Consider the following 22,764-nt stretch of genomic DNA (forward strand, 5'->3'; position numbering starts at 1 on the left):
TTAGCTTGTTAATCGTTTTACGATTCCGGCAATTCTTTCTGCCGCTTCCTTTACATTCTCTTCTGTATTTGCCAGTCCAAAACTGAATCGAATTGAATTTGTCGTAACCGGACTTTCTGAACCAAACATGGCTGACAATACATGAGAAGGCTCAACACTTCCTGCTGTACACGCGCTTCCACTTGAAGCCGCAACACCGCTCAAATCAAAATTGGCTAGCAGTGCTTCTACATTCGCCCCTGGAAAACGGACATTGATTATCGTGGAGACAGTCTTCTCCGGATCTCCATTGATACCAAAATCAATGCCGGCTTCTGTAAAGGTATCTATTAAAATTTGTTTATATTTCTCATATTGTTGATTTCTTGCAGCTTTCGTTTCCATTACAATATTCGATGCCAGTTCAAAACCGACTGCCGCCGGAATGTTTTCTGTACCGGGGCGGCGTTTCCGCTCCTGTTCCCCGCCAAATTGAATCGGACTCATAGCTACTTTTTCATTTGCATATAAAAAGCCAATCCCTTTAGGACCGCCGATTTTATGTGCAGTTGCTGTCAGTAAATCAATGTTTTGTGCATGCACATCAATATCCAGCAAACCGTAAGCCTGCACAGCATCCGTATGAAAATAAGCCTGATGCTCCTTTAGCAATTCTCCAATCTCACTGATAGGCTGAATAACACCTGTCTCATTGTTTACATACATAATAGAAACTAAAATCGTATCATCCGTTAAAGCTGCTTCAACATCTTGCGTCGAGACCAGCCCTTTTTCATCAACAGGTAAATAGGTTACACGGAAGCCTTGTTTCTCTAACTTTTCAGCTGTATGCAAAGCAGCATGATGTTCCTGAATGGAAGTGATAATATGGTTCCCTTTATTCCGGTTTGCTTCTGCAACGCCTGTGAGCGCCATATTATCCGCCTCTGTTCCGCCGCTTGTAAATATAAGTTCCTTTTCATTTGCACCAATAGATGCTGCCAGAGCCTGCCTTGAAGCATCCAGCTGCTGCCTTGCCTTCCGTCCAAAAGAATGAACGCTTGATGCATTGCCAATGATTTCTTCATATACAGGAATCATTGCCTCCGCAACTCCTCTTGCCATAGGAGAAGTAGCGGCATGGTCTAAATATATTGCTTCCATGAGTCAAAATCCTTTCCAGCCCTTAAATATAAAACATATATGCCTCTGCAGGTCCTTCATCACTTTCATCATAATTTGCCAAATCTTCCAGAGTCGTTTTTTCTAATACATCTTTTACCGCATCTCTGATTTGCAGCCATAAGGATGCCTGTGCCGGCTTCTCATTTTCCATGCCTTCCACAATGGTTAACGGACCTTCCAACACCCGAATCACATCACCGGCTTTAATTTCCTCCGGTTTTTTAGCAAGCTGGTATCCTCCATATGCACCGCGTATACTTTTAATTAATCCAGCATTTCTTAATGGAGAAGCTAGCTGCTCTAAATAATGTTCTGACAGATCATTATCCTTTGCAATAACCTTTAGGGAAATCGGCCCGTTCCCTTCGTTTTTTGCCAAATCTATCATTATTGTCAGTCCGTATCTTCCTTTAGTTGAAATTTTCATCATTTACACCTCAATTTTTTTAACTATCTTCTGTCATTTATATGTTACAAAGGGAAACCTCATACAGTCCGGTTTCACTTTACCTTTTCTAATAAACGGGACTGCAGCTGCCCGCCCCGCTGAAAAACTTTAGCAAGTAAAGTTCCATCAAGTTATGAAACGTACTCAAACTTCCTTTTTAATCCCTGAAGTATAAAGGTCTTCAAGCGGACGAATAATAGCTGAAAGATTCTATTCAAACCTATTCTTTCATTATACCAACTTTTAATTCCACCTATACAAATTTGATTATTTATATTATCAATACCTATTATAGCATGACTGCTAACCTCTTGCATTTCTTCTATATTCGCTTTAAGCTAATAGAATACGATACCTAAACAGATGAAGGAAGTTATGTCATGTATAAACAGCCACTCGCATTTCGAATGCGACCAAAAAACATAGATGATATTATAGGACAAGAACACCTGGTAGGTCAAGCGAAAATAATTGATCGGATGATAAAAGCTAACCAGCTTTCTTCCATGATTTTATTCGGCCCTCCCGGAACAGGAAAAACATCCATGGCATTTGCCCTTGCAGAAACAATCGGACTTCCCTCCAAAACCTTAAATGCCGTTACAGATAAAAAGAAGGATATGGAAATTGTTGTCGAGCAGGCTAAAATGCAAGGTCAAACAGTTCTTATCTTAGATGAAGTACATCGTCTGGATAAAGCAAAACAGGATTTTTTACTGCCGCATTTAGAGAATAATTTACTGACCTTGATAGGCTGTACAACCAGCAATCCGTACCATTCCATCAACCCGGCAATCCGGAGCCGCTGTCATTTATTTGAATTACGCGGGTTAACGCTGGACAATGTTAAAACGGCACTGCAGCGCGCTGTCCGGGATACATCGAACGGATACGGAGATAAAGCGATTCATATCCATGAAGATGCTATAGAACATTTTGCCATCTCAGCAAATGGGGACTTGAGATCAGCTTTAAATGGCCTGGAACTGGCGGTCAGCTCTACCCCGCCGGACGCAGAGGGGCAAATCGAGATAACACTGGAAATTGCGGAAGAATGTATGCAGAAAAAAAGCTTTTCTCACGATAAAGACGGAGATGCTCATTACGATGTTTTAAGTGCTTTTCAAAAATCAATCCGCGGAAGCGACGTGGATGCAGCGCTTCATTATTTAGGACGTCTGATTGAAGCCGGCGACTTAGACAGTATTGCCAGAAGGCTGATTGTCATTGCATATGAAGACGTAGGTCTGGCAAGTCCGCAGGCTGGCCCGCGCGCCATTGCTGCTGTTCAAGCAGCTGAACGGATCGGCTTTCCGGAAGCGCGGATTCCTTTAGCTAATATTATTGTGGAATTAGCCCTTTCTCCCAAATCAAATACAGCCTATAAAGCTTTGGACGCAGCCTTGGAGGATATTCGCAAAGGCAACAGCGGTGATATTCCAGCACATTTAAAGGATGCACATTATTCAGGGGCAACTAAGCTTGGCAGAGGAGCAGATTATAAATACCCGCATAATTACCCAGGGGCATGGATCAAACAGCAATATTTACCTGACACCATTAAAAATCGAAACTACTATACACCCAAAGACACAGGAAAATTTGAGACTGCATTAAAACAAGTATATGAACGAATTAACAAAAATTAGATAAAGTGACTTTTTTCCGCCCATACACATCCATTCTAGACCTGATGTGTATGGGCTTTTTTGCACTCTTCACTCTCTTTAAAGAACAGGAGGCTTCATTTTATCAAACTTTTGAACTCACACTATAATTTTAAAGCAATGTATAATTTTAAACTCCTCTGGAAAGAATAGAGATTACTATAATCTTTCTAGTACGTTAGGAAATCTCACTTTTTAACGTGCAGGTGTAAGAAAAACTGTATATTCATTAAACGATAAAGGATGACAGATTTTCTACGTATTTTTATAATTATGAGGAGTGAATAACATGGTAAAAGTAAGACAAGACGCTTGGTCTCATGAAGATGATTTGCTGTTGGCAGAAACTGTCTTGCGGCATATTCGTGAGGGCAGCACCCAATTGAACGCTTTTGAAGAAGTGGGAGATCATTTAAACCGTACTTCAGCAGCTTGTGGATTCAGATGGAATGCAGAAGTGCGTAATAAATACGAAAATGCAATTGATTTAGCAAAAAGACAAAGAAAAGAAAGAAAAAGAGCTTTAAACAAAACCATTCAGGCTGTTCCCAAAGCAGAGCCTGTTGAAAGCACAGAAAATATCCCGCCACTGGAGACTTCCGTGGAGGTGCCGGCCGTACAAACAAGTGCTGAACCGGTTGCAGCATTTAATTTAGATACTGTTATTAAGTATTTAAAATCACTAAAAAAAGAATTATATACTTCCAATCAATCGAGATCGTCGATGCAATCGTTAGAGAGTGAGAATCAATCCTTGCAGACAAAAGTCGAAGAATTAAAAAAGAAATTAGCAGATACGGAACAACAGCTGCAAGCGATGAAAGAAGATTATCAGACATTTATCCAGATTATGGATCGTGCCCGCAAGATGACAGTTTTTGAGGATACCAATCTTGTGAATTCTCCTTCCTTCCGTATGGATAAAAACGGAAATCTTGAACAGATTGCACAAGGCTCTAACTAGTTTGAATCAGACATATATATTGGAATGATGGAGGGAGTCGGAATTCCTTTTTTCAATATACAAAAATACTGCACAAAAAATGTGCAGTATTTTTGCGTAATCCCGATAGTGCCGTCAAACAATAAAGTTTTGATCCCGCTTTTGGCAGGTGGGTGTCCTGCTTTAAAGGTTTTATGCTTCCTGCTTGAGGCATGCATGCACTTTAAAGACCAATCGGACTCCCTAACTTATAGGTGTTCGGTCAAAATACCAATTGTTAACGTACACATCAGGATGATTAACGTTTTATTTGAATTAATCTTAGCATACATTGATTCAAAGTTCAAATATATGAAAGCCTATTTTTTATTTAAATAATTCCTTGTTCTGCCATAGCATCTGCTACTTTCAAGAAGCCTGCAATATTAGCCCCTGCAACAAGATTTCCTGATTTACCATATTCATTTGCGGCTTGGATGCTATTATGATAAATATCATGCATAATGCTTTGCAGCTTTTCATCGACTTTTTCAAAGCTCCAGGAAACGCGGCTGCTATTTTGCGCCATTTCCAGAGCTGATACTGCTACACCGCCTGCGTTTGCAGCTTTCGCTGGGGCGAATAAAACATTATTTCCCTGGAATTGGTTAATTGCATCTAAGGATGATGGCATGTTAGCACCTTCACCTACTGCAATAACACCATTTTTGATTAATGTTTTTGCTGCAGTTTCGTCGATTTCATTTTGTGTCGCACAAGGTAAAGCAATCTCACATGGAATCTCCCAAACGGATCCGCCGGCAACGTATTCTGCATTTGGATAAGTTTCTAAGTATACATTAATACGCTCTCTGTCTACCTCTTTGATTTTCTTTACAAGTTCCACATCGATGCCGTTCTTATCATAGACATATCCATTAGAGTCACTGCAGGCAACAACTTTTGCCCCAAATTCAGCTGCCTTCTCCATGGCATAAATCGATACATTTCCTGACCCGGATACAATAACTGTTTTGCCAGAAAAGTCCTGCCCATTATCTTTAAGCATTTCCTGTACAAAGTAAACTGTACCGTAACCAGTTGCTTCCTTACGTGCCAAGCTGCCTCCAAAACCTAAGCTTTTTCCTGTTAGAACGCCTGGTTCTACAGCGCCTTTGATTTTCTTATATTGCCCGTAAAGGTAGCCAATCTCTCTGGCGCCCACACCAATATCTCCTGCAGGCACGTCTGTATCCTGTCCGATATGTCTAGCTAATTCTGACATAAAACTCTGACAAAATCGCATAATTTCTAAGTCTGATTTTCCTTTTGGATCAAAATCTGATCCACCTTTTCCTCCGCCTATAGGCTGCCCGGTCAAAGAATTTTTAAAGATTTGTTCAAAGCCTAAAAATTTAATAATACTTGTGTTTACTGTTGGATGAAAACGAAGCCCGCCTTTATAAGGTCCGATTGCACTGCTGAATTGAACACGATATCCGCGGTTTACCTGAACCCGGCCTTCATCATCCACCCAGGGTACACGGAAGGCAATCAAGCGCTCTGGTTCTACAATTCTCTCTAAAATGCCTAATTCCATATATTTAGGATGCTTCTCAAAAACGCCTTCTAAAGATTCGACAATTTCTTCTACTGCTTGCAAAAATTCTGTCTCGTGGCTGTTTCTATTCTTTAGTTCCTCATAGACTCCCTGCACGTACTCTTTTGCTGTTCTGTTTTGATATTGTAATTTATTTTCCATGGCTTCTATCATTCATCTCCTTTATTTATTTCAACCGATTCCTCAACTAGAAGGTTTTTATATTTTATATGAAAAACCAAATAAACACAAGATTCTTGAGGATTTGTTGCTTTTAATTCACATTTTTCAGCAAATATTCCTGAAATGATATGCACGATATTTTAAATACCGTGCATATTCTACTATTTCTATTCTTTCATTTCATGATTTGACAATGCAATTGACAATTCCTGCAATTGATCTCCGCTCACTTCACTCGGAGCTTCTGTCATCAAGTCAGATGCAGACGCTGTTTTAGGGAATAGAATCGTATCACGCAGATTCGAGCGTCCTGCCAGAAGCATAATGATACGGTCCAGACCAAGCGCAACTCCTCCATGAGGAGGCGCACCATATTCCAGTGCATCCAGCAAGAAACCAAACTGTTCTCTTGCTTCTTCTTCTGTGAATCCCAGCGCTTTAAACATCTGGTTTTGAAGTTCCGTTTGGTGAATACGAATGGACCCGCCACCAAGCTCATATCCATTTAATACCAAGTCATATGCATTTGCCCGAACATTGATTGGATCAGTCAATAATTTTTCCTTATCCGCTTCAATTGGCGATGTAAATGGATGGTGTGCTGCAAAATAACGGCCCAGTTCCTCATCATATTCAAATAATGGCCAATCTGTTACCCATAAGAAATGAAACGCTTCTTCATCAATTAACCCTAAGTCTTTTCCAAGCTTTAAGCGTAAAGCGCCTAAACTATCATAGACAACAGCTGATTTATCAGCTACAAATAACAGCAAATCTCCACTGCTTGCATTGGCTTTATCCACAATCGCTGCTTTTTCATCATCTGACAAGAATTTGCTGATTGGGCCTTTCACTTCTTCTTCCTCTACTTTCAGCCAAGCTAAGCCTTTTGCACCATAAATATTGACAAACTCTGTTAATTTATCAATATCCTTTCTAGAGTAGCCGGCAGCAGCACCTTCCACATTTAATAAGGCTACTTTACCGCCATTCTCTACCGCCTGTTTAAATACTTTAAACCCAGAATCAGCTACGATATCAGATACATGGATTAACTCTAACCCAAAGCGGGTATCCGGCTTATCCGAGCCATAACGATCCATTGCTTCATCATAAGGCATCCGCTGTAAAGGTAATTGAATATCGACGCCCTTTACTTCTTTAACAACCTCTTTCATCATTTCTTCCGTCATTGTCATAATTTCATCACTTGTTAAAAAGGAAGTTTCAATATCAACCTGTGTAAATTCCGGCTGACGGTCCGCCCTCAAATCTTCATCCCGGAAGCAGCGTGCGATTTGGTAATAACGTTCAAAACCGCTCATCATAATCAATTGTTTAAATAACTGTGGAGATTGCGGCAGCGCATAGTATTCACCAGGATGTACACGGCTTGGCACCAAGTAATCACGGGCTCCTTCCGGCGTGCTTTTCGTTAAAATCGGAGTTTCCATTTCTAAGAATTCATTTTTATTTAAATAGTTGCGGATGCTTTGCGTTGTTTGATGCCGTAATTTAAACGTTTCTTGCAAGCCTGGACGGCGCAGATCTAAATAACGGTATTTCAAACGGATATCTTCTGCAATATTTACATCATCCTGAATCATAAACGGCGGATTTTTTGCCTTATTCAATACGGTGATTGAACTGGCCAGCACTTCCAATTTACCAGTTGCAATAGCGGGATTTATGGTTGCCTCGTCACGTAAAACCAGTTTTCCGACCACATCGATTACATATTCCGAGCGGATGCTTTCAGCTATTTCTAATGCTTCCCCGGAATAATCTGGGTTAAAAACGATTTGGATGATTCCGGATTTATCGCGTAAATCAATGAATATAAGTCCGCCAAGATCACGGCGTTTTTGGACCCAGCCTTTCAGCCTGACCTCCTTTTCAATTTCTTTTTCAGTTAAGTGTCCAGATAAAACACGTTCTGTCATTTTTTAGCTCTCCTCCAATAACACTTTAAATTCGCTAACAATATCCTTCATCGGAACTTCCTTTTGGTCCCCGGATTCCATATTTTTAATGGTTACGATTTGTTTTTCAAGTTCATCATCGCCTAAGAAAATCACAAATCTAGCTTTTAACCGGTCTGCTGCTTTAAGCTGGCCTTTCATTTTGCGGTGCTGGTAATCTGTGTCTGCCTGGATACCGGCCATACGTAGCTGATGAACAGCTTTCACAGCCTCTGTACGTACCTTTTCAGAGCCAAAACCTGCTACAAAGCAGTCTAACTTTGTATCTACGGGGATTTCTATATTTTCTACCTGAAGAGCCATTAACAAGCGCTCTAATCCCATCCCAAAACCGATACCTGGAGTGTTAGGTCCGCCAAATTCATTGATTAATCCATCATATCTGCCGCCGCCGGCCAGTGTTGTGATTGCCCCAAATCCATCTGCTTCACTCATGATTTCGAATGCAGTGTGATTATAGTAATCTAGACCGCGAACCAAATTAGGGTCTACGGTATAAGAAATATCCATTGCATCCAAATAAGCTTTCACTTGCTCAAAATAAGCCTGTGATTTTTCATTTAAATAGGTCAAGATGGATGGCGCAGTTTTCATTGCTGGATGATCACGATCCTTCTTGCAATCCAATACACGTAATGGATTGTTATCTAATCGTGATTGGCAGTCGGAGCAAAGTTCCTCACGATATGGATCAAAATGAGTCACCAGTGCGTCACGATGAACTTGACGACTTTCTTTATCGCCTAATGAGTTAATCACCAGCTTCAAAGATTTCAAGCCTAAGCTGCGATAAATATGCATTGCCAGGTCAATCACTTCTGCGTCAATTGCAGGATCTTCACTTCCCATTGCTTCGACGCCAAATTGATTTAGTTGACGCATTCTTCCTTTTTGCGGCCGTTCATAACGGAACATCGAGCCGAAATAATAAAGCTTCTCCGGTAAATTGGGACTGCCAAATAACTTATTTTCTACAAAAGCACGGGCTACAGCAGCTGTGCCTTCTGGACGGAGGGTCAGACTTCTTCCTCCACGATCTTCAAAAGTATACATTTCCTTTTGTACAATATCCGTAGAATCTCCCACCCCACGCTGAAATACTTCTGTGTGCTCGAAAATCGGCGTGCGTATTTCGTGATAGTAATAGGCTTCACAAATTTCTTTAATTTTGTTTTCAACATACTGCCATTTCGCCGTATCTTCCGGCAAAATATCCACTGTTCCTCTTGGAGCCTTCATAGCCATTTTATTTCCTCCTTTGCGAATATACAGAACACGGATGAAAGTAATTTTCTGGTTAGCGAAAATGATAACAAGCAACGTTTGACGGCTGCCCCATATTTTTATTGGACAATACAAAAAACCCGTCCCTTATAAAAAATAAGGGACGGGTTTTTACCCGCGTTGCCACCCTAGTTGATATCTGAATGATATCCACCTTTATCAGTTAACGCCTGCAACACGTTTATATCTACTCATCTATTTCGATATAACTCCTCCAGAATGTCTTTCATATAAGTCGTATAGATAGTTGCTTCCAGCCGTTGACAACTACTCTCTTGCTATCTGTACTTACATTACTTTTTCCTTCAATGGTTTTTATCATTTAATTTTAAGGAACTTCTACTAATACCGCCCACGCCCTGTGGACAACGCAGAAGCCACACCACATCCTGGGACTGGGATTACTCGTCCCGCTGAAAACACTTGTGGAAGTGGAATGATTATAATAATAAGGTTAGTTGCTCACAATGTCAAGAACGACCTAAGCTTTTTTTCAATTGCTTTACTTCCTGAATGGAAATTCCAAGCTCCGTTGCTATTTCTAAATAGGTTGATGATTTTTCCATTTTCATAAAATGATGGAAATCTGTCATCATCAATTCAGAATAATTATTGGCATTGCGTTGTTTTGTGTGTCGATGCATAACTTCATTTCTCCTTTTGATTCGGCCTCTTTAAGTTTTTATAGCATCTCCACAAAACAAGAATCTTATTCTTTAATCGTTTTTATCTGTCTTTGCTGTCTAAAATCAATGTAACAGGTCCGTCATTTACCAGCTGGACATCCATCATTGCGCCAAATTCTCCTGTTTCTGTTATGACGCCTTCTGTACGTAATGCTTGATTAAATGTATTATATAATGCTTCTGCTTCGGCCGGCTTTGCTGCTTTGATAAAGCTTGGTCGTCTGCCTTTTTTAGTGTCTCCGTACAATGTAAATTGCGATACAGATAATATACCCCCGTCTACATCTTTAATCGAACGGTTCATTTTTTCATTCTCATCTTCAAAGACACGCAGGTGAACAATCTTATTTACGAGATATTTTACGTCTTCCTCTGTGTCTTCGTGAGTAATACCAACAAGCAGCAAAAATCCTTTTTGTATTTCACTTATTTTCTCTTCCCGGACGGTGACAGAAGCTTCTTTCACCCGTTGTAATACTACCTTCATAAAAAACAAACGCTCCTTATTGAACTGTTCTTGTTACGGTATATACTTCCTGTATTTGCTTTATTCGATCAACTACTTTTTTCAAGTGATTCGTATTGTGGATTAAAATAGTTAATTGGATTACTGCCATTTTATTACGATCAGACCTGCCATTCACATGTGTGATATTTGTTTTTGTTTCGTTGACCGCCTGCAATACTTCATTAAGCAGACCGCGGCGATCATATCCTGTAATTTCCAGGTCTACATGATATTGCTTTCGTTCCGCGTATTGGGTTTTCCATTTTACATCGATATAGCGCTGCCTCGCTTCTTCGGTTTGTACATTCGGACAATCCGCACGATGAACAGACACTCCTCTGCCTTTTGTAATATACCCTAAAATATCATCACCGGGAACTGGATTACAGCATTTTGCAATCCGGACAAGTAAATTATTTACTCCTGCCACTTCAATACCCGAATCCTTCTTAGAGGATGGTTTTGCTTTATTGGTTTTTACTTCTTCTATTTTTGTCTCTAAATCCTGATCTGCTTCTCTCAAATGACGAATTCGTTCTGTTAAACGGGTTGCTATCAGCGCTGCGGTAATTCCTTGATAGCCGACAGCAGCATACATATCTTCTTCGTTTGTAAAATTAAACTTATCGAATACACGCTGCAGATTATCTGGAGTCAATACTTCTTTAGGCTCAATATCAAAGGCGCGAATTTCTTTTTCCACAGCTTCTTTTCCTTTGACAATATTCTCATCACGCTGCTGTTTTTTGAAAAACTGCTTTATCTTACTTTTAGCCTGTGAGGTTTGAACCATTTTCAGCCAATCCTGCGATGGTCCATAGGAATGCTTCGAAGTCATCACATCCACGATATCTCCATTTTGCAACTCGTAATCCAAAGGTTCCATTTTCCCATTGATTTTCGCTCCAATGGTTTTATTACCGATTTCAGTATGAATCTTGTATGCAAAATCAATTGGGATGGATCCAGACGGCAGCTCAATTACCTCGCCTTTTGGTGTGAAAACATAAACCATATCTGAAAACAAATCAATCTTCAGCGATTCCATAAATTCCTCTGCATCATGTGTTTCACTTTGCCACTCCAGAATCTCCCGGAACCATGACAATTTTTCCTCAAAAGAGCTTTTTCCTTTTGCTTGCTTTCCTTCCTTATAGGCCCAGTGCGCAGCAATCCCGTATTCGGCAATATCATGCATTTCCTTGGTACGAATCTGCACCTCCAGCGGGTCGCCCTTTGGTCCAATAACTGTTGTATGCAGGGATTGATACAGATTTTGCTTCGGCATCGCGATATAATCCTTAAATCTTCCGGGCATCGGCTTCCAATTTGTATGGATAATACCTAAAACAGCATAACAATCTTTAATATTATCAACTAAAATACGGACAGCAAGAAGATCATATATTTCGTTAAATTGCTTTTTCTGATTGACCATCTTTTGATAAATGCTGTATAGATGCTTCGGACGCCCGGACATCTCTGCTTTAATATTTACAGCTTCAAATTCCTGGGAGAGGTCAGCAATAACCTCCTGGATATAAGTTTCTCTTTCCTCCCGTTTTTGCTTCATTAACTGAACAATACGATAATATTGCTGTGGATTAAGATAACGTAATGCCGTATCCTCCAGCTCCCACTTTATTGTTGATATTCCCAGGCGGTGGGCAAGCGGAGCAAAAATTTCCAGCGTTTCATTGGAAATACGCCTTTGCTTTTCTGGCGGCAGATGCTTTAACGTTCTCATATTATGCAATCTGTCGGCAAGCTTAATCATGATAACACGAATATCCCTCGCCATCGCCACGAACATTTTTCGGTGGTTTTCTGCTTGCTGGGCCTCTTTTGTTTCATAGCGGATTTTCCCAAGCTTCGTTACCCCATCTACAAGCGCAGCTATCTCATGATTGAATTCTTCTTCCATCTGTTCAAATGTGACGTCAGTATCCTCGATTACGTCATGAAGAAAGCCTGCTGAAATTGTTTCTGCATCCATTAATAATTCAGCCAGTATCCCTGCGACCTGTACCGGATGAATGATATACGGCTCACCAGATTTGCGAAATTGATCTTTATGAGCTTCTTTTGCAAATTCATATGCATGTTCAATTAAAGCAACATCGTCATCAGATAAATACTCTTTTACTTTTTCTACAATATCTGTAATGTTGACATTTTCATCTTTTGCCATGTAATCACCTTTATTTACCTTCAGTATTCAATAAATTGTATAAAAATAAAAATAGCAACAAGTATTTTAGAGCTTGAAGCCATCTTTTGAATTAAAATCTCTTACATTTCTTCGATTTAAATACATTATTCGATAATAATTACTATTATAAGACTTTTTTTATATGTCTGTCCAACTAAAACCTAATATATACGGATAAATTAATCTATACAAAAAGAGTCAACACAGTATCAGAATCTGTTTTGACTCTTTTTTCCATAGCTTTTAATAGGTCATGATGGTAAGTACATCGTAGCCTTCCAGCTTATCCTTGCCGTCCAGATAACTTAACTCCACCAGGAAAGCGCACCCCGCAACAATTCCGCCAAGCTGTTCAACTAAATTAATCGTTGCTTCGATGGTACCGCCTGTAGCTAAAAGATCATCTGTAATTAATACACGCTGTCCAGGCTTAATTGCATCCTTATGAATAGTTAATACATTCTCTCCGTACTCCAGACCGTAATCAACTTTAATTACTTCCCGCGGCAGCTTGCCTTCTTTGCGAACAGGAGCAAACCCAATTTCTAAGGCATAGGAAACCGGACATCCTACGATAAATCCTCTTGCTTCCGGACCTACAACCACATCAATTTCTTTTTCTTTTGCATATTCTACAATTTCATCGACAGACGATTTGTAAGCTGGTCCATTAGCCATCAAAGGCGTAATATCTTTAAACCGGACACCTTCTTTCGGCCAGTTCTCCACAATCTCAATATATTCTTTATAATCCATATACTGCTTCCTCCTTCAGGTTGTTGGGCGTGTCCATACAAGCTTCAAACCATTTTTTTAAATCTTGATAATTCGAATAGATAAGTATATTTTCTGCTTCTTTTTGTTTCATGCAGGATTGATAAATTTCGGATTCGGATAAATCCTTTTTATTCCCTGATTCCGCATAACGGAGCCATCCATCCTTTTTCTCTGCAAAACCTAAATCTGCAAAAACTTCCGACATAAACATTACTTTTGCTTCATTCCAGCCCCGGTGCTGTTCAATCGCTTTCTGCATCTCTTTAATCTGAAACTTCTTATGCTGTTTAATCAAGCTATAATAGTCTACAAATTCTTTCCGGGAAGGGAATTGAAATGGATATTGATTTGGCACCTGACGTATCGCGATGACAATATTTTCAGGATTCACCTGCCGAATAATCTTCTTCATATCATCTAATGAAGCCGGCAACGCAGTAAAACCAATGGTCTGATAAGCATCAAGTTTCTTAGAAAGCGCCTCTTTATAGGTAAATGTCTCCTGATGCTCTCTCAACCGGAGAGGCTCTCCGCAAACAAAAACTTCTTTCACCGTTTCAGAAAGCAATTGCTCTGCTTTTTTTCCGCGAAAGTCAAAGAGCTGCCGTTCCGTAATTTTTAAATCTTCCAGCATTATTTGCGCATTCCTTCTCCCATTCCACTCATTAACAGAAAGCTCGCCGGCAACGGATACTTTAGTGTATGGCGAAATAGCTTCTTTCAGCTCTCCAAATCCAAAACCTACTGTATCTATTTGGGCATTGGAAGAAGCAAATTGCATTTTCAAGTGATTCTTTCTGCTTCCGATTTGACGGACTTCCTTTGGTATCTCCTTTATCTCAAATAACGGCTTTGAGTTGCCCATACCAAACGGAGAAAGCTTTCCTATCTCCTCGATAAGAGAAACATTGATATCTTCCATATCTAATATAGCATTAATATATAATTCCTGCTTAAAATCTTCTTCTGATAAATTTTCAAAAAGCAGCTTATTTAAAGCAGTTTCTAACGGCTCTAGATTTTCAGCAGGTAATGTCATCCCCGCTGCTTGGGCATGTCCGCCAAAGTGTGTGAACAAATCTCTGACTGTCATACAGCCCTCGAATAAATCAAATGCAGGAATACTTCTGGCTGACCCTTTTACAATTCCCTGTTCCGGCTTTTTCGCAAGCACAATCGCCGGCCGATCATATTTTTGAACTAATTTTGAAGCAACTATCCCTAATACGCCCTCATTCCAGCCTTCTTTAGCTACAATAATAATCCGCTTATCTGTTTGAACCATGTCCATTGCTTCATCTACAATATCCTGAACTATTTTCTTACGCTGTTCATTTATGTGATTCAATTCATTCGCCATTTCCAGAGCAATTTCCGCGTCCTCTTCCAGCAGAAGATCAACAGCCAGATCAGCATCACCCAGTCTTCCTACAGCGTTTATACGCGGTCCAATGCGAAAGCCTACATCTTCTTCGGTTATGGTTTCTTCCAGCTGACATACTTGTTTTAATGCTTTCAAGCCAACATAATTTGTGCGTTGCAATTCTTTTAGACCAAATGCAGCTAAAATTCGATTTTCAGACACCAGCGGGACCAGATCAGCTATCGTACCTATCGCTGCATAAGGAAGCACCTCCACAGGCAGTTCTCCGAGAAGAGCATGTGCTAATTTTAAAGAAACACCAACACCTGCCAGTTCTTTAAACGGATACGCTTCAGACAGCTTCGGATGAATAATGGTATAACAATCCGGTATCTCCGCTTGGGGCTCATGGTGGTCTGTAATAATTAAATCCAACCCGAGCTCCTTTGCTACTTCGGCTTCACGAATTGAAGCAATCCCGGTATCGACCGTTATAATTAATCCAAATCCAGCTTGATGAAGCTGCCTGAAGGCAGCTTCATTGGGACCATATCCTTCTGTAAACCGATTCGGGATATAATATTCATAAACTGCACCAATTTTATTCAATGCGTGCAGCAAAACAACCGTAGAACTTACTCCATCCGCATCATAATCTCCGTATACAACTATTTTTTCGTTATTATCTACCGCTTCTTTGATTCGCTTTACGGCTTTTTCCATACCGTTTAAACAAAATGGATCAATCAAATGGTTGAGATCGGGCTGCATAAATTGTTTTGCTTCTTCTGTTGTCGTAATTCCTCTTTGTAAAAATAAATCTTTTACAATAGGTGACATCGCAATGTCGAGCGACTCTCTCTCCTCTACAGGAGGATTATCTATATATTTCCAATTCGCTTTACTTGATAGCATAAATTCACCCCTGACCTAGTTATTATACTAAAGTAAGCCAGGGGCATCAAATAGATTTCTCTGATTATGAATTAAATTGATTAAACAGATTATTCTTTATCTGTTCTTTTCGCATTTCTTCTTTCCACACGCATTTCTTTTCGGGATTCTTGGTAATCTTTTTTATCGTTTCTGCCATTTTCATTATCCAGTTCATCCGTCATTCCATTTGCTGCCATGCGCTTTTTAAGACGCTCATTTTCTGTGCGGAGTTTTTTCACTTCTTGATGTGCTCTGTATAGTCTGATAGCTCCTACTGCTGCAGTAATCAATCCTCCCATTAATACAGAAAAAAGAATAACCAGAATTAAAGGAGACTCCTGTGTCCAAAATAAATAGTTCACTGCAACAGGGTCCACATTGATTACAGCAAAAACGGCAATAATAATTACAAATATAATTGCGAGTATGACATAAACTTGTGCATTCATAAAACTTCCTCCATTAAAAAATATTTACTACCTGTTTATTACCCGATAAGGAATCATTTTAAGCATATTAATGAAAAAAGAGAGCTTCCATATTGCAAATGATACTGTACCCGGCAAGGTCCGTGATCAGACGTATTCGAATACATTACCATATTACCATGTTGAAAGCTCTCTTTTTCATCGCTCTTATCCATTTTATTTAAAGAGGATATTCAAAAAATCCAATACACATGACATAGTGAGTGTCCGTACTTCGGGCTTTTTGAATACGCACTCTAAGGTATTTATACTTGCGGTCCTTCCACTCGTTCTTTCTTTCTAAAGTCTACCGGCTTATCCTTCACTTTTCTGCCTCTCCATACTAACCAGATATGGGAAGCAAGGAATAGAGAAGAGTAAGTTCCGGCAATCAATCCAATTAAGAGAGCGAAAGCAAAAGCCCATATAGACGCAGCTCCAAGTACTAGGAACGCAACAACAGCAATAATAGTAGTGATCGATGTATTCATTGTTCGGATAAATGATTGAACAATACTCTTATTCACAATTTCTGCAAGCTTCTTAAAGGATTTGACTCTTTTCTCCTGACGAATGTTTTCCCTGATTCGGTCAAAAATAACGAGCGTATTATTCAAGGAATAACCGATAATCGTCAGAATTGCCGCTACAATGGTGACATCAAATTCAATTTGCGTGATACTGAAAGCCATCAGCATAAACAGGACATCATGCAAGAGGGCAATAATTGCTGTAACCCCAAAGAAGAATTCAAAACGTATGGCAATGTACGCAACAATAAATATGGATGCGATAGCAACTGCATAGATTGCATTTTTCACAAGCTCCTGACCGACAATTGGTGATACAACACTCACACTAGGCTCATGATCATAGATTTCCAGGAAGTGCTGCTGTACGGTATCCACTTCCCCTTCGTCAAGAACCGTGTCAAACCGGACAACTCCGATATCGTTATTTTCACCTGATAAATTCACGGAGCTGACTTCATAACCAAGCGTTGCAAATTCCGATTCTATTTCTTCTTCTGTCAAGCTTTGGTCAGCTACTACTTCTATTCGCGAGCCGCTTGTAAAATCAACACCCGGATTAATTCGAAAGATGCCAATAACGAGAGCTCCAATAATTACAAGTATTAAGCTTACAGCAAAGAACTTCCTGCGATGATTTGTAAAGTTAACCTGTTTTCCTAAAACGGTCGGCTCTGCTTCTTCGCCCTCTGCAATATCTTTGATTTGATTCTTATTGACACCAAGCCATGTCTTTCTTTTTTTCAAGAAGCCGCTTTGGACCCATAAAGCCAGAAGTCCCCTTGTGCCAAATACTGCAGTGATAAAGCTGACTAAAATACTGATAATCAGCATCGTTGCAAAGCCTTTAACAGAACTTGTCCCAAATATAAATAACACAGCAGCTGCAATTAAGGTTGTTATGTTAGCGTCTAAAATCGTTACAAAAGAGCTTTTATTTCCAGATTGAAAGGCAGCTTTCACCGACTTGCCGGCACGCAGCTCTTCTTTAATACGTTCAAACGTAATAACGTTCGCATCAACTGCCATTCCTACTCCCAGAATCAGGGCTGCTATTCCCGGCAATGTCAATACGCCATTCAGTAATTCAAAAATCAATACAACTAAGAATACATATACAGCCAAATTAATGGAAGCAATAATCCCGCTGAAGCGATAAACTACACAGAGATAAAGAACGATTAAAGCAATCCCAATCAGTCCTGCAATAACTGTCTCATTTAATGCCTGTTCGCCGAATTGTGCACCTACAGATGTAGAGAAAATTTCATTCATATGTACATCCAGTGAACCAGAATTAATGATATCTGCCATTTGCTGAGCCGACTCTACCGTAAAGTCTCCTTCAATCATGACATCACGAGAATGAATGGGCTCGCTTACTGCCGGCGCAGAGACAAATTTAGGATCTTCTTTCGTCACCTCTTCTGAAAAAGAATCCTCACCTTCCTGATAATCCATCCAGATTACTAAACGGTTATCTGTCATTTGGCTAATTTCTTCGGTTACTTCACCGAACTTAGATGCATCTTGTAATTGCAAGGTAACAATCGGCGCATTGGTATTCGGATTATAATCCTGACTGGCGCTTCCTTCTACAATATCAGATCCATCAAGGTACTCTTCATCATCAACATCCCTGAAAGACAATTGTGCGGATGTAGACAGCAATTCTCTTGCTTCAGCTTGGTTGTCAACACCTGCAAGCTGCACTCGAATCCGGTCATCTCCTTCTATATCGATAACCGCTTCACTTATTCCCAGTCGGTTCACCCGGTCATTCAGCGTCTGGACCGTCCCTTCCAGTAAACTACTTGAAATCTCCTGACCATCTTCAACAGGCTCTACTTCATATAAAACCTCAAAGCCTCCCTGCAGATCCAAGCCAAGGTTCACATTGCTTGCCAGATTACTAAACGTTGTTCCAATTACTCCTGCCAAAATTGCGATGACAAGAAAAAAGGCAACGATTCTGCCTCTTTTTTTCATCGTTTGCACTTCCTCCTTCATATATCAACCATTTCATACGTGTTCAAACGAGTATTATTTACCCGTTATCTGGTGAATTGCCTATAAGTGCTTCGATTGAAGCGGCTAAATCATCATTTTCATAGGATTGAATCGTTAAATAGCTTAAATAAACAGATGATTTCAAATGAAAAATATCTTGAACGATTTCATGTAACCTTTTTTCCGGTTCTCCGTTCCAGATTTTTACACAAAGACACTTCCACACGCCCTCTGGAGTCGCTTGTTCATAACCTAGCATTTCTAATTCTTCTTGTTTGCTTTTCAGTGCCGGATAAATCATTTCTTTCCATGTGTCTACATGTCGGCTGTCCATTTCATCCCACCATTTCTTCTTAAGCATCCTTGTTAATCACCATGAAGTACTTTCTTATTGTACGACTTTTTTATTCAACTGTCATGGTTTGTCCATTATACAGCATATATATCATTGTATATCAAATTTATTTTTTTGAGAAGGCGGGGCAACACAAATGACAAAACAATCCTTTATCCAAGGAGCATTGATTCTAATTATCGCCGGGATGCTGACCCGTTTTATGGGCTTCATTAACCGTATGGTCGTCGCACGCTTTATGGGTGAAGAAGGTGTCGGTCTCTATATGATGGCTTTGCCTACCTTATTTCTGGTAATGACGCTGACGCAATTCGGTCTTCCTGTGGCTATTTCCAAGCGTGTAGCCGAAGCAGATGCTCAAAATGATTCGAAAAAAATAAAACAAATCGTTGCCGTCTCCCTTGCGATAACTTTAAGTGCAAGTATCCTGTTTACTGTCATCTTGATTCTCGCAGCACCCATTTTATCGGATACCTTATTCACGGACAAACGTGTACTGCTTCCTCTAGTGGTGATTAGCCCGATTATCCCTATAGCTGCTGTCTCCGCAGTATTAAGGGGATATTTCCAGGGAAAACAGAATATGAAGCCGCAAAGTATCGCACAAGTTCTTGAACAAGTTGTACGGATTGCCTTCGTCGGTATATTCATATATATCCTTTTACCTTACGGGGTGGAATATGCAGCGGCAGGCGCTATGTTCAGTATTATTATTGGTGAATTCGCTTCTCTCTTATACATGATTCGAAAATTTCGTCAAAAAAGAAAGCTGAAAATACGCAAACACTTTACAGAAACAGTTTTATCCGGAAAAGAAACCGCAAAAGAACTATTATCTATTTCTATGCCTACCCTGGGGAACAGAATGATTGGTTCGATTTCTAATTTTCTCGACCCAATCATTATTGTCCAATCTCTTGCGCTGGCTGGAGTAACTACAGCTGTTGCAACGAAACAATACGGAGAATTAATGGGCTATACCATGCCTTTATTATTTTTACCGACTTTTATAACAAGCTCCCTGTCAATAGCACTTGTTCCTTCTATTTCGGAAGCTGCTGCCAAGAACCAAAAGGAACTGATTCATAGCCGTATTCACCAATCCATCCGAATTTCCTTTGCTTCAGGGGCATTAGCCACCATTGTAATGACTTTATTCGCTGCTGATCTGCTAAATCTTATGTATCGTTCGGATTCCGCTGCCCCGTTGTTGATTATTATGGCACCTTTTTTCTTATTTTTATATATTCAAGCCCCATTGCAGGCAGCACTGCAAGCACTTGATTTAGCCCGGCCGGCAATGTGGAACTCATTGATTGGAGTCATTTTAAAATTCGGAGCGATGATACTGCTGGCAACCAGTTCCAATTTAGGAATCCAAGGAGCAGCAATCGCTATCTGCGCAAATGTTGTTCTCGTTACTTTTCTCCATATTATGGTATTAAAAAAGGAAATAAATTATTTTCCTGCCTGGAAGGAGATTATCCGCATGATTATTTTATGCGGAACTACTTTCCTGCTGACGTTTTATATAAAAAACCAATTTTACACAGCCGATACAACTTTAATCTCGTTTATCCTGCTGCTCATCATTATTGCTCTAATTTATATGATATTGCTGATTCTATTACGATTTATTCGAAAAGAAGAATTAAGACAGCTGCCGTTTTTCTCTAAAAAGAAATAAATTTAGAGAATTTATATGTCATTCTCCTATAAATATTTCTTCTAAATAAAATGTCCGGGCATAAATTTAATTAAGGGACAAACTCAGAGGAGATGAATCAATGGTAAAAATTCAATGGACATCCTTACTCTACGGTTGGATTATATTATTCGTTTTACTTTTTCTCACGAGCTTTGCATTGGGCTTGTTATTAAAATTCGTGGACATGACAGAATCAACTTTATCATGGGCAACCTTTGTCATTGGTCTGGTTATTTTATTCACCTGCGGAATAATTACTGGTTTAAAAGGAAAAGCAAAGGGTTGGCTTTTAGGAGTACTGGTTGGTTTAGGATTTACCGGATTTGTTTTTCTGGTGCAATTTCTCGGCTACCAGCAGGGTTTTACATGGACACAAGCAATGTATCACGGGTTTTATCTGATTGCAGCCATATTAGGCGGGATTATCGGGGTTAACTTTTCAAGTCCGGCTGAAGAAAATTGATTCGTAAACGATAGTAATCCATAAAAAAAAAGCTAATGAATGTTACTCATTAGCTTTTTTCATTGATTATGCGTTTTGTTTTACTTCTCTGATTGCTGAACGGTCATATGTTAATTTTGTACCTTCTTCAGTAATTAACACAATGGTGCCTTCGTCAATCGCATGGATTTTCGCATGTAATCCACCGATTGTTATGATTTCATTACCTTTTTGCAGGCTATCTTGCATTTCTCTTACTTGCTTCTGACGCTTTTGCTGCGGACGAATAAGTAAGAAATAAAAAATAGCAAACATAAGTACGATCCATAAAATAGGTGTAACCATTTCCATATGTTCCAACTCCTTCCTAAAAGTTCTTTGGATTCTCTTGATTCAATCCATATTGTTCAAAGAATTCCTCTTTGAAATCACCAAGTCGATCATCTTTTATAGCAGTTCGGACTTGCTCCATTAATTTTAACAGAAAATGCAGGTTATGATAAGTCGTAAGTCGGAATCCGAATGTTTCATTGCATTTTATTAAATGTCGGATGTAAGCTCTTGTATAATTCTTACAAACATGACAGTCGCAATGCTCATCTATCGGTGAAAAATCACGTGCATATTTCGCATTCCGAACTACTAATCGGCCGTTTGAAGTCATGCACGTTCCATTTCTGGCAATCCGGGTCGGCAGAACACAATCAAACATATCTACGCCACGAATCGCCCCATCGATCAGTGCATCCGGGGAACCGACTCCCATTAAATATCTTGGCTTATTCGACGGCAATAGAGGTGTAGTAAATTCCAAGACATGATTCATCACATCTTTTGGCTCCCCAACAGATAATCCGCCAATTGCATAGCCGGGAAAATCAAGAGAAACTAAATCTTGAGCGCTTAGTTTTCGTAATTCTTCATATTCACCGCCCTGAACGATACCAAAAAGACCTTGGGTATCCGGACGCTTATGCGCCTCCAGGCAGCGCTCTGCCCATCGGGAGGTCCGTTCAACAGATGACTTCATATAATCATAGGTCGCCGGATACGGAGGACACTCATCAAATGCCATCATAATATCTGATCCCAATGCATTTTGAATATGCATTGCTTTTTCAGGTGAAAGAAACAGCTTCTCTCCATTTAAATGATTTCGGAAGTGTACACCTTTCTCTTCGATTTGACGCATATCGCTTAAGCTGAACACTTGAAAACCGCCTGAATCTGTTAAAATGGCTTTATCCCAGTTCATAAACTTATGCAGGCCGCCAGCCTCTTCAATAATATCTTCTCCGGGGCGCAGCCATAAATGATAGGTATTCGATAAGATAATATTTGCCTGCATCGAATGCAATTCTTCCGGACTCATTGTTTTTACTGTTGCCAGTGTCCCCACCGGCATAAAAGTAGGCGTATCAAACGAGCCATGCGGTGTATGGACACGGCCAAGTCTTGCCCCTGTCTGTTTATCTGTCTTTATTAATTCATACGTTATCGGTGTCATCATTTATCTTCCC

The 22,764-nt window shown here is 39.8% G+C and carries 19 protein-coding genes, 1 other RNA gene and 1 other annotated feature; of the genes, 4 read left to right on the forward strand and 16 right to left on the reverse strand.

Features of this window, described 5'->3' with window-relative positions; translation table 11 throughout:
- Positions 1-1,143 carry a cysteine desulfurase family protein gene (locus MKY45_RS12935; RefSeq protein ID WP_256704744.1) on the reverse strand — a complete coding sequence of 381 codons (1,143 nt, stop codon included), beginning with the start codon at positions 1,141-1,143 and terminating at the stop codon, positions 1-3.
- A gap of 22 nt (positions 1,144-1,165) precedes the next feature.
- Positions 1,166-1,591 (reverse strand): cysteine metabolism transcriptional regulator CymR, encoded by a 426-nt coding sequence (gene cymR / locus MKY45_RS12940; protein ID WP_042534331.1) that lies wholly within the window; start codon positions 1,589-1,591, stop codon positions 1,166-1,168.
- A 401-nt stretch (positions 1,592-1,992) separates the two neighbouring features.
- Between cymR and MKY45_RS12945 the strand changes: the two genes are divergently transcribed.
- On the forward strand, positions 1,993-3,261 hold the full coding sequence (locus MKY45_RS12945) for a replication-associated recombination protein A (protein ID WP_256704745.1): 1,269 nt from the start codon (positions 1,993-1,995) through the stop codon (positions 3,259-3,261).
- Between the two features lie 307 nt (positions 3,262-3,568).
- Positions 3,569-4,243 (forward strand): RsfA family transcriptional regulator, encoded by a 675-nt coding sequence (locus MKY45_RS12950; protein ID WP_042534335.1) that lies wholly within the window; start codon positions 3,569-3,571, stop codon positions 4,241-4,243.
- 95 nt (positions 4,244-4,338) lie between these two features.
- Here the strand turns inward: MKY45_RS12950 and ssrS are convergent.
- The 12 genes from ssrS to MKY45_RS13010 all read right to left on the reverse strand — a co-directional run bounded on the left by ssrS (position 4,339) and on the right by MKY45_RS13010 (position 19,100).
- Positions 4,339-4,521, reverse strand: a non-coding RNA gene (gene ssrS, locus MKY45_RS12955) — 6S RNA.
- Between the two features lie 71 nt (positions 4,522-4,592).
- Entirely contained in the window at positions 4,593-5,975 is a 1,383-nt protein-coding gene (gene gdhA, locus MKY45_RS12960) for an NADP-specific glutamate dehydrogenase (protein ID WP_341173002.1), read from the reverse strand.
- A 176-nt stretch (positions 5,976-6,151) separates the two neighbouring features.
- Positions 6,152-7,927, reverse strand: a complete 1,776-nt coding sequence (gene aspS / locus MKY45_RS12965) for an aspartate--tRNA ligase (protein ID WP_341173003.1) — start codon at positions 7,925-7,927, stop codon at positions 6,152-6,154.
- 3 nt (positions 7,928-7,930) lie between these two features.
- Positions 7,931-9,211 (reverse strand): histidine--tRNA ligase, encoded by a 1,281-nt coding sequence (hisS, locus tag MKY45_RS12970; protein ID WP_341173004.1) that lies wholly within the window; start codon positions 9,209-9,211, stop codon positions 7,931-7,933.
- A 135-nt stretch (positions 9,212-9,346) separates the two neighbouring features.
- Positions 9,347-9,568: a binding site (T-box leader), on the reverse strand.
- 152 nt (positions 9,569-9,720) lie between these two features.
- Entirely contained in the window at positions 9,721-9,894 is a 174-nt protein-coding gene (locus MKY45_RS12975; protein ID WP_256704747.1) for a hypothetical protein, read from the reverse strand.
- 82 nt (positions 9,895-9,976) lie between these two features.
- Entirely contained in the window at positions 9,977-10,423 is a 447-nt protein-coding gene (dtd, locus tag MKY45_RS12980) for a D-aminoacyl-tRNA deacylase (RefSeq protein ID WP_042534341.1), read from the reverse strand.
- 16 nt (positions 10,424-10,439) lie between these two features.
- Complete coding sequence (locus MKY45_RS12985) at positions 10,440-12,635, reverse strand: RelA/SpoT family protein (protein WP_042534343.1); 2,196 nt, start codon at positions 12,633-12,635, stop codon at positions 10,440-10,442.
- Between the two features lie 264 nt (positions 12,636-12,899).
- The gene (locus tag MKY45_RS12990) at positions 12,900-13,412 is read right to left on the reverse strand and encodes an adenine phosphoribosyltransferase (RefSeq protein ID WP_042534345.1); all 513 of its coding nucleotides are present in this window, start codon (positions 13,410-13,412) and stop codon (positions 12,900-12,902) included.
- Positions 13,402-15,711: a single-stranded-DNA-specific exonuclease RecJ gene (gene recJ / locus MKY45_RS12995; RefSeq protein ID WP_212928146.1), complete on the reverse strand. Its 2,310-nt coding sequence runs from the start codon at positions 15,709-15,711 to the stop codon at positions 13,402-13,404. Before recJ ends, MKY45_RS12990 begins: the two co-directional genes overlap by 11 nt.
- Before the next feature lie 89 nt (positions 15,712-15,800).
- Positions 15,801-16,181 carry a LapA family protein gene (locus MKY45_RS13000; protein WP_289584811.1) on the reverse strand — a complete coding sequence of 127 codons (381 nt, stop codon included), beginning with the start codon at positions 16,179-16,181 and terminating at the stop codon, positions 15,801-15,803.
- A 284-nt stretch (positions 16,182-16,465) separates the two neighbouring features.
- Positions 16,466-18,718, reverse strand: coding sequence for a protein translocase subunit SecDF (gene secDF, locus MKY45_RS13005; protein ID WP_042534351.1), 2,253 nt, complete (start codon positions 18,716-18,718; stop codon positions 16,466-16,468).
- A gap of 58 nt (positions 18,719-18,776) precedes the next feature.
- Entirely contained in the window at positions 18,777-19,100 is a 324-nt protein-coding gene (locus MKY45_RS13010) for a post-transcriptional regulator (RefSeq protein ID WP_226894692.1), read from the reverse strand.
- A 130-nt stretch (positions 19,101-19,230) separates the two neighbouring features.
- On the opposite strand from MKY45_RS13010, the gene spoVB reads away from it, so the two are divergent.
- Complete coding sequence (gene spoVB, locus MKY45_RS13015; RefSeq protein ID WP_042534353.1) at positions 19,231-20,781, forward strand: stage V sporulation protein B; 1,551 nt, start codon at positions 19,231-19,233, stop codon at positions 20,779-20,781.
- Positions 20,782-20,881: 100 nt separating this feature from the next.
- Positions 20,882-21,265 (forward strand): TIGR04086 family membrane protein, encoded by a 384-nt coding sequence (locus MKY45_RS13020; RefSeq protein WP_042534355.1) that lies wholly within the window; start codon positions 20,882-20,884, stop codon positions 21,263-21,265.
- A gap of 66 nt (positions 21,266-21,331) precedes the next feature.
- Here MKY45_RS13020 and yajC read toward each other — a convergent pair whose 3' ends face one another.
- Positions 21,332-21,595, reverse strand: a complete 264-nt coding sequence (yajC, locus tag MKY45_RS13025; RefSeq protein WP_042534357.1) for a preprotein translocase subunit YajC — start codon at positions 21,593-21,595, stop codon at positions 21,332-21,334.
- 16 nt (positions 21,596-21,611) lie between these two features.
- A complete protein-coding gene (gene tgt, locus MKY45_RS13030; protein WP_042534359.1) occupies positions 21,612-22,751 on the reverse strand; it encodes a tRNA guanosine(34) transglycosylase Tgt in 1,140 nt (379 codons plus the stop codon).
- Positions 22,752-22,764 lie beyond the last annotated feature (13 nt).

The sequence above is a fragment of the Oceanobacillus sp. FSL K6-0251 genome, assembly GCF_038004725.1.
GTDB classification, from domain to species: Bacteria; Bacillota; Bacilli; order Bacillales; family Amphibacillaceae; genus Oceanobacillus; species Oceanobacillus oncorhynchi.

Excerpts from the sequence above, each read along its gene's own strand:
- MKY45_RS12935 (WP_256704744.1), bottom strand. The coding sequence starts at position 1,143 with ATGGAAGCAATATATTTAGACCATGCCGCTACTTCTCCTATGGCAAGA.
- cymR (WP_042534331.1), bottom strand. The coding sequence starts at position 1,591 with ATGAAAATTTCAACTAAAGGAAGATACGGACTGACAATAATGATAGAT.
- MKY45_RS12945 (WP_256704745.1), top strand. The coding sequence starts at position 1,993 with ATGTATAAACAGCCACTCGCATTTCGAATGCGACCAAAAAACATAGAT.
- MKY45_RS12950 (WP_042534335.1), top strand. The coding sequence starts at position 3,569 with ATGGTAAAAGTAAGACAAGACGCTTGGTCTCATGAAGATGATTTGCTG.
- gdhA (WP_341173002.1), bottom strand. The coding sequence starts at position 5,975 with ATGATAGAAGCCATGGAAAATAAATTACAATATCAAAACAGAACAGCA.
- aspS (WP_341173003.1), bottom strand. The coding sequence starts at position 7,927 with ATGACAGAACGTGTTTTATCTGGACACTTAACTGAAAAAGAAATTGAA.
- hisS (WP_341173004.1), bottom strand. The coding sequence starts at position 9,211 with ATGGCTATGAAGGCTCCAAGAGGAACAGTGGATATTTTGCCGGAAGAT.
- MKY45_RS12975 (WP_256704747.1), bottom strand. The coding sequence starts at position 9,894 with ATGCATCGACACACAAAACAACGCAATGCCAATAATTATTCTGAATTG.
- dtd (WP_042534341.1), bottom strand. The coding sequence starts at position 10,423 with ATGAAGGTAGTATTACAACGGGTGAAAGAAGCTTCTGTCACCGTCCGG.
- MKY45_RS12985 (WP_042534343.1), bottom strand. The coding sequence starts at position 12,635 with ATGGCAAAAGATGAAAATGTCAACATTACAGATATTGTAGAAAAAGTA.
- MKY45_RS12990 (WP_042534345.1), bottom strand. The coding sequence starts at position 13,412 with ATGGATTATAAAGAATATATTGAGATTGTGGAGAACTGGCCGAAAGAA.
- recJ (WP_212928146.1), bottom strand. The coding sequence starts at position 15,711 with ATGCTATCAAGTAAAGCGAATTGGAAATATATAGATAATCCTCCTGTA.
- MKY45_RS13000 (WP_289584811.1), bottom strand. The coding sequence starts at position 16,181 with ATGAATGCACAAGTTTATGTCATACTCGCAATTATATTTGTAATTATT.
- secDF (WP_042534351.1), bottom strand. The coding sequence starts at position 18,718 with ATGAAAAAAAGAGGCAGAATCGTTGCCTTTTTTCTTGTCATCGCAATT.
- MKY45_RS13010 (WP_226894692.1), bottom strand. The coding sequence starts at position 19,100 with ATGCTTAAGAAGAAATGGTGGGATGAAATGGACAGCCGACATGTAGAC.
- spoVB (WP_042534353.1), top strand. The coding sequence starts at position 19,231 with ATGACAAAACAATCCTTTATCCAAGGAGCATTGATTCTAATTATCGCC.
- MKY45_RS13020 (WP_042534355.1), top strand. The coding sequence starts at position 20,882 with ATGGTAAAAATTCAATGGACATCCTTACTCTACGGTTGGATTATATTA.
- yajC (WP_042534357.1), bottom strand. The coding sequence starts at position 21,595 with ATGGAAATGGTTACACCTATTTTATGGATCGTACTTATGTTTGCTATT.
- tgt (WP_042534359.1), bottom strand. The coding sequence starts at position 22,751 with ATGACACCGATAACGTATGAATTAATAAAGACAGATAAACAGACAGGG.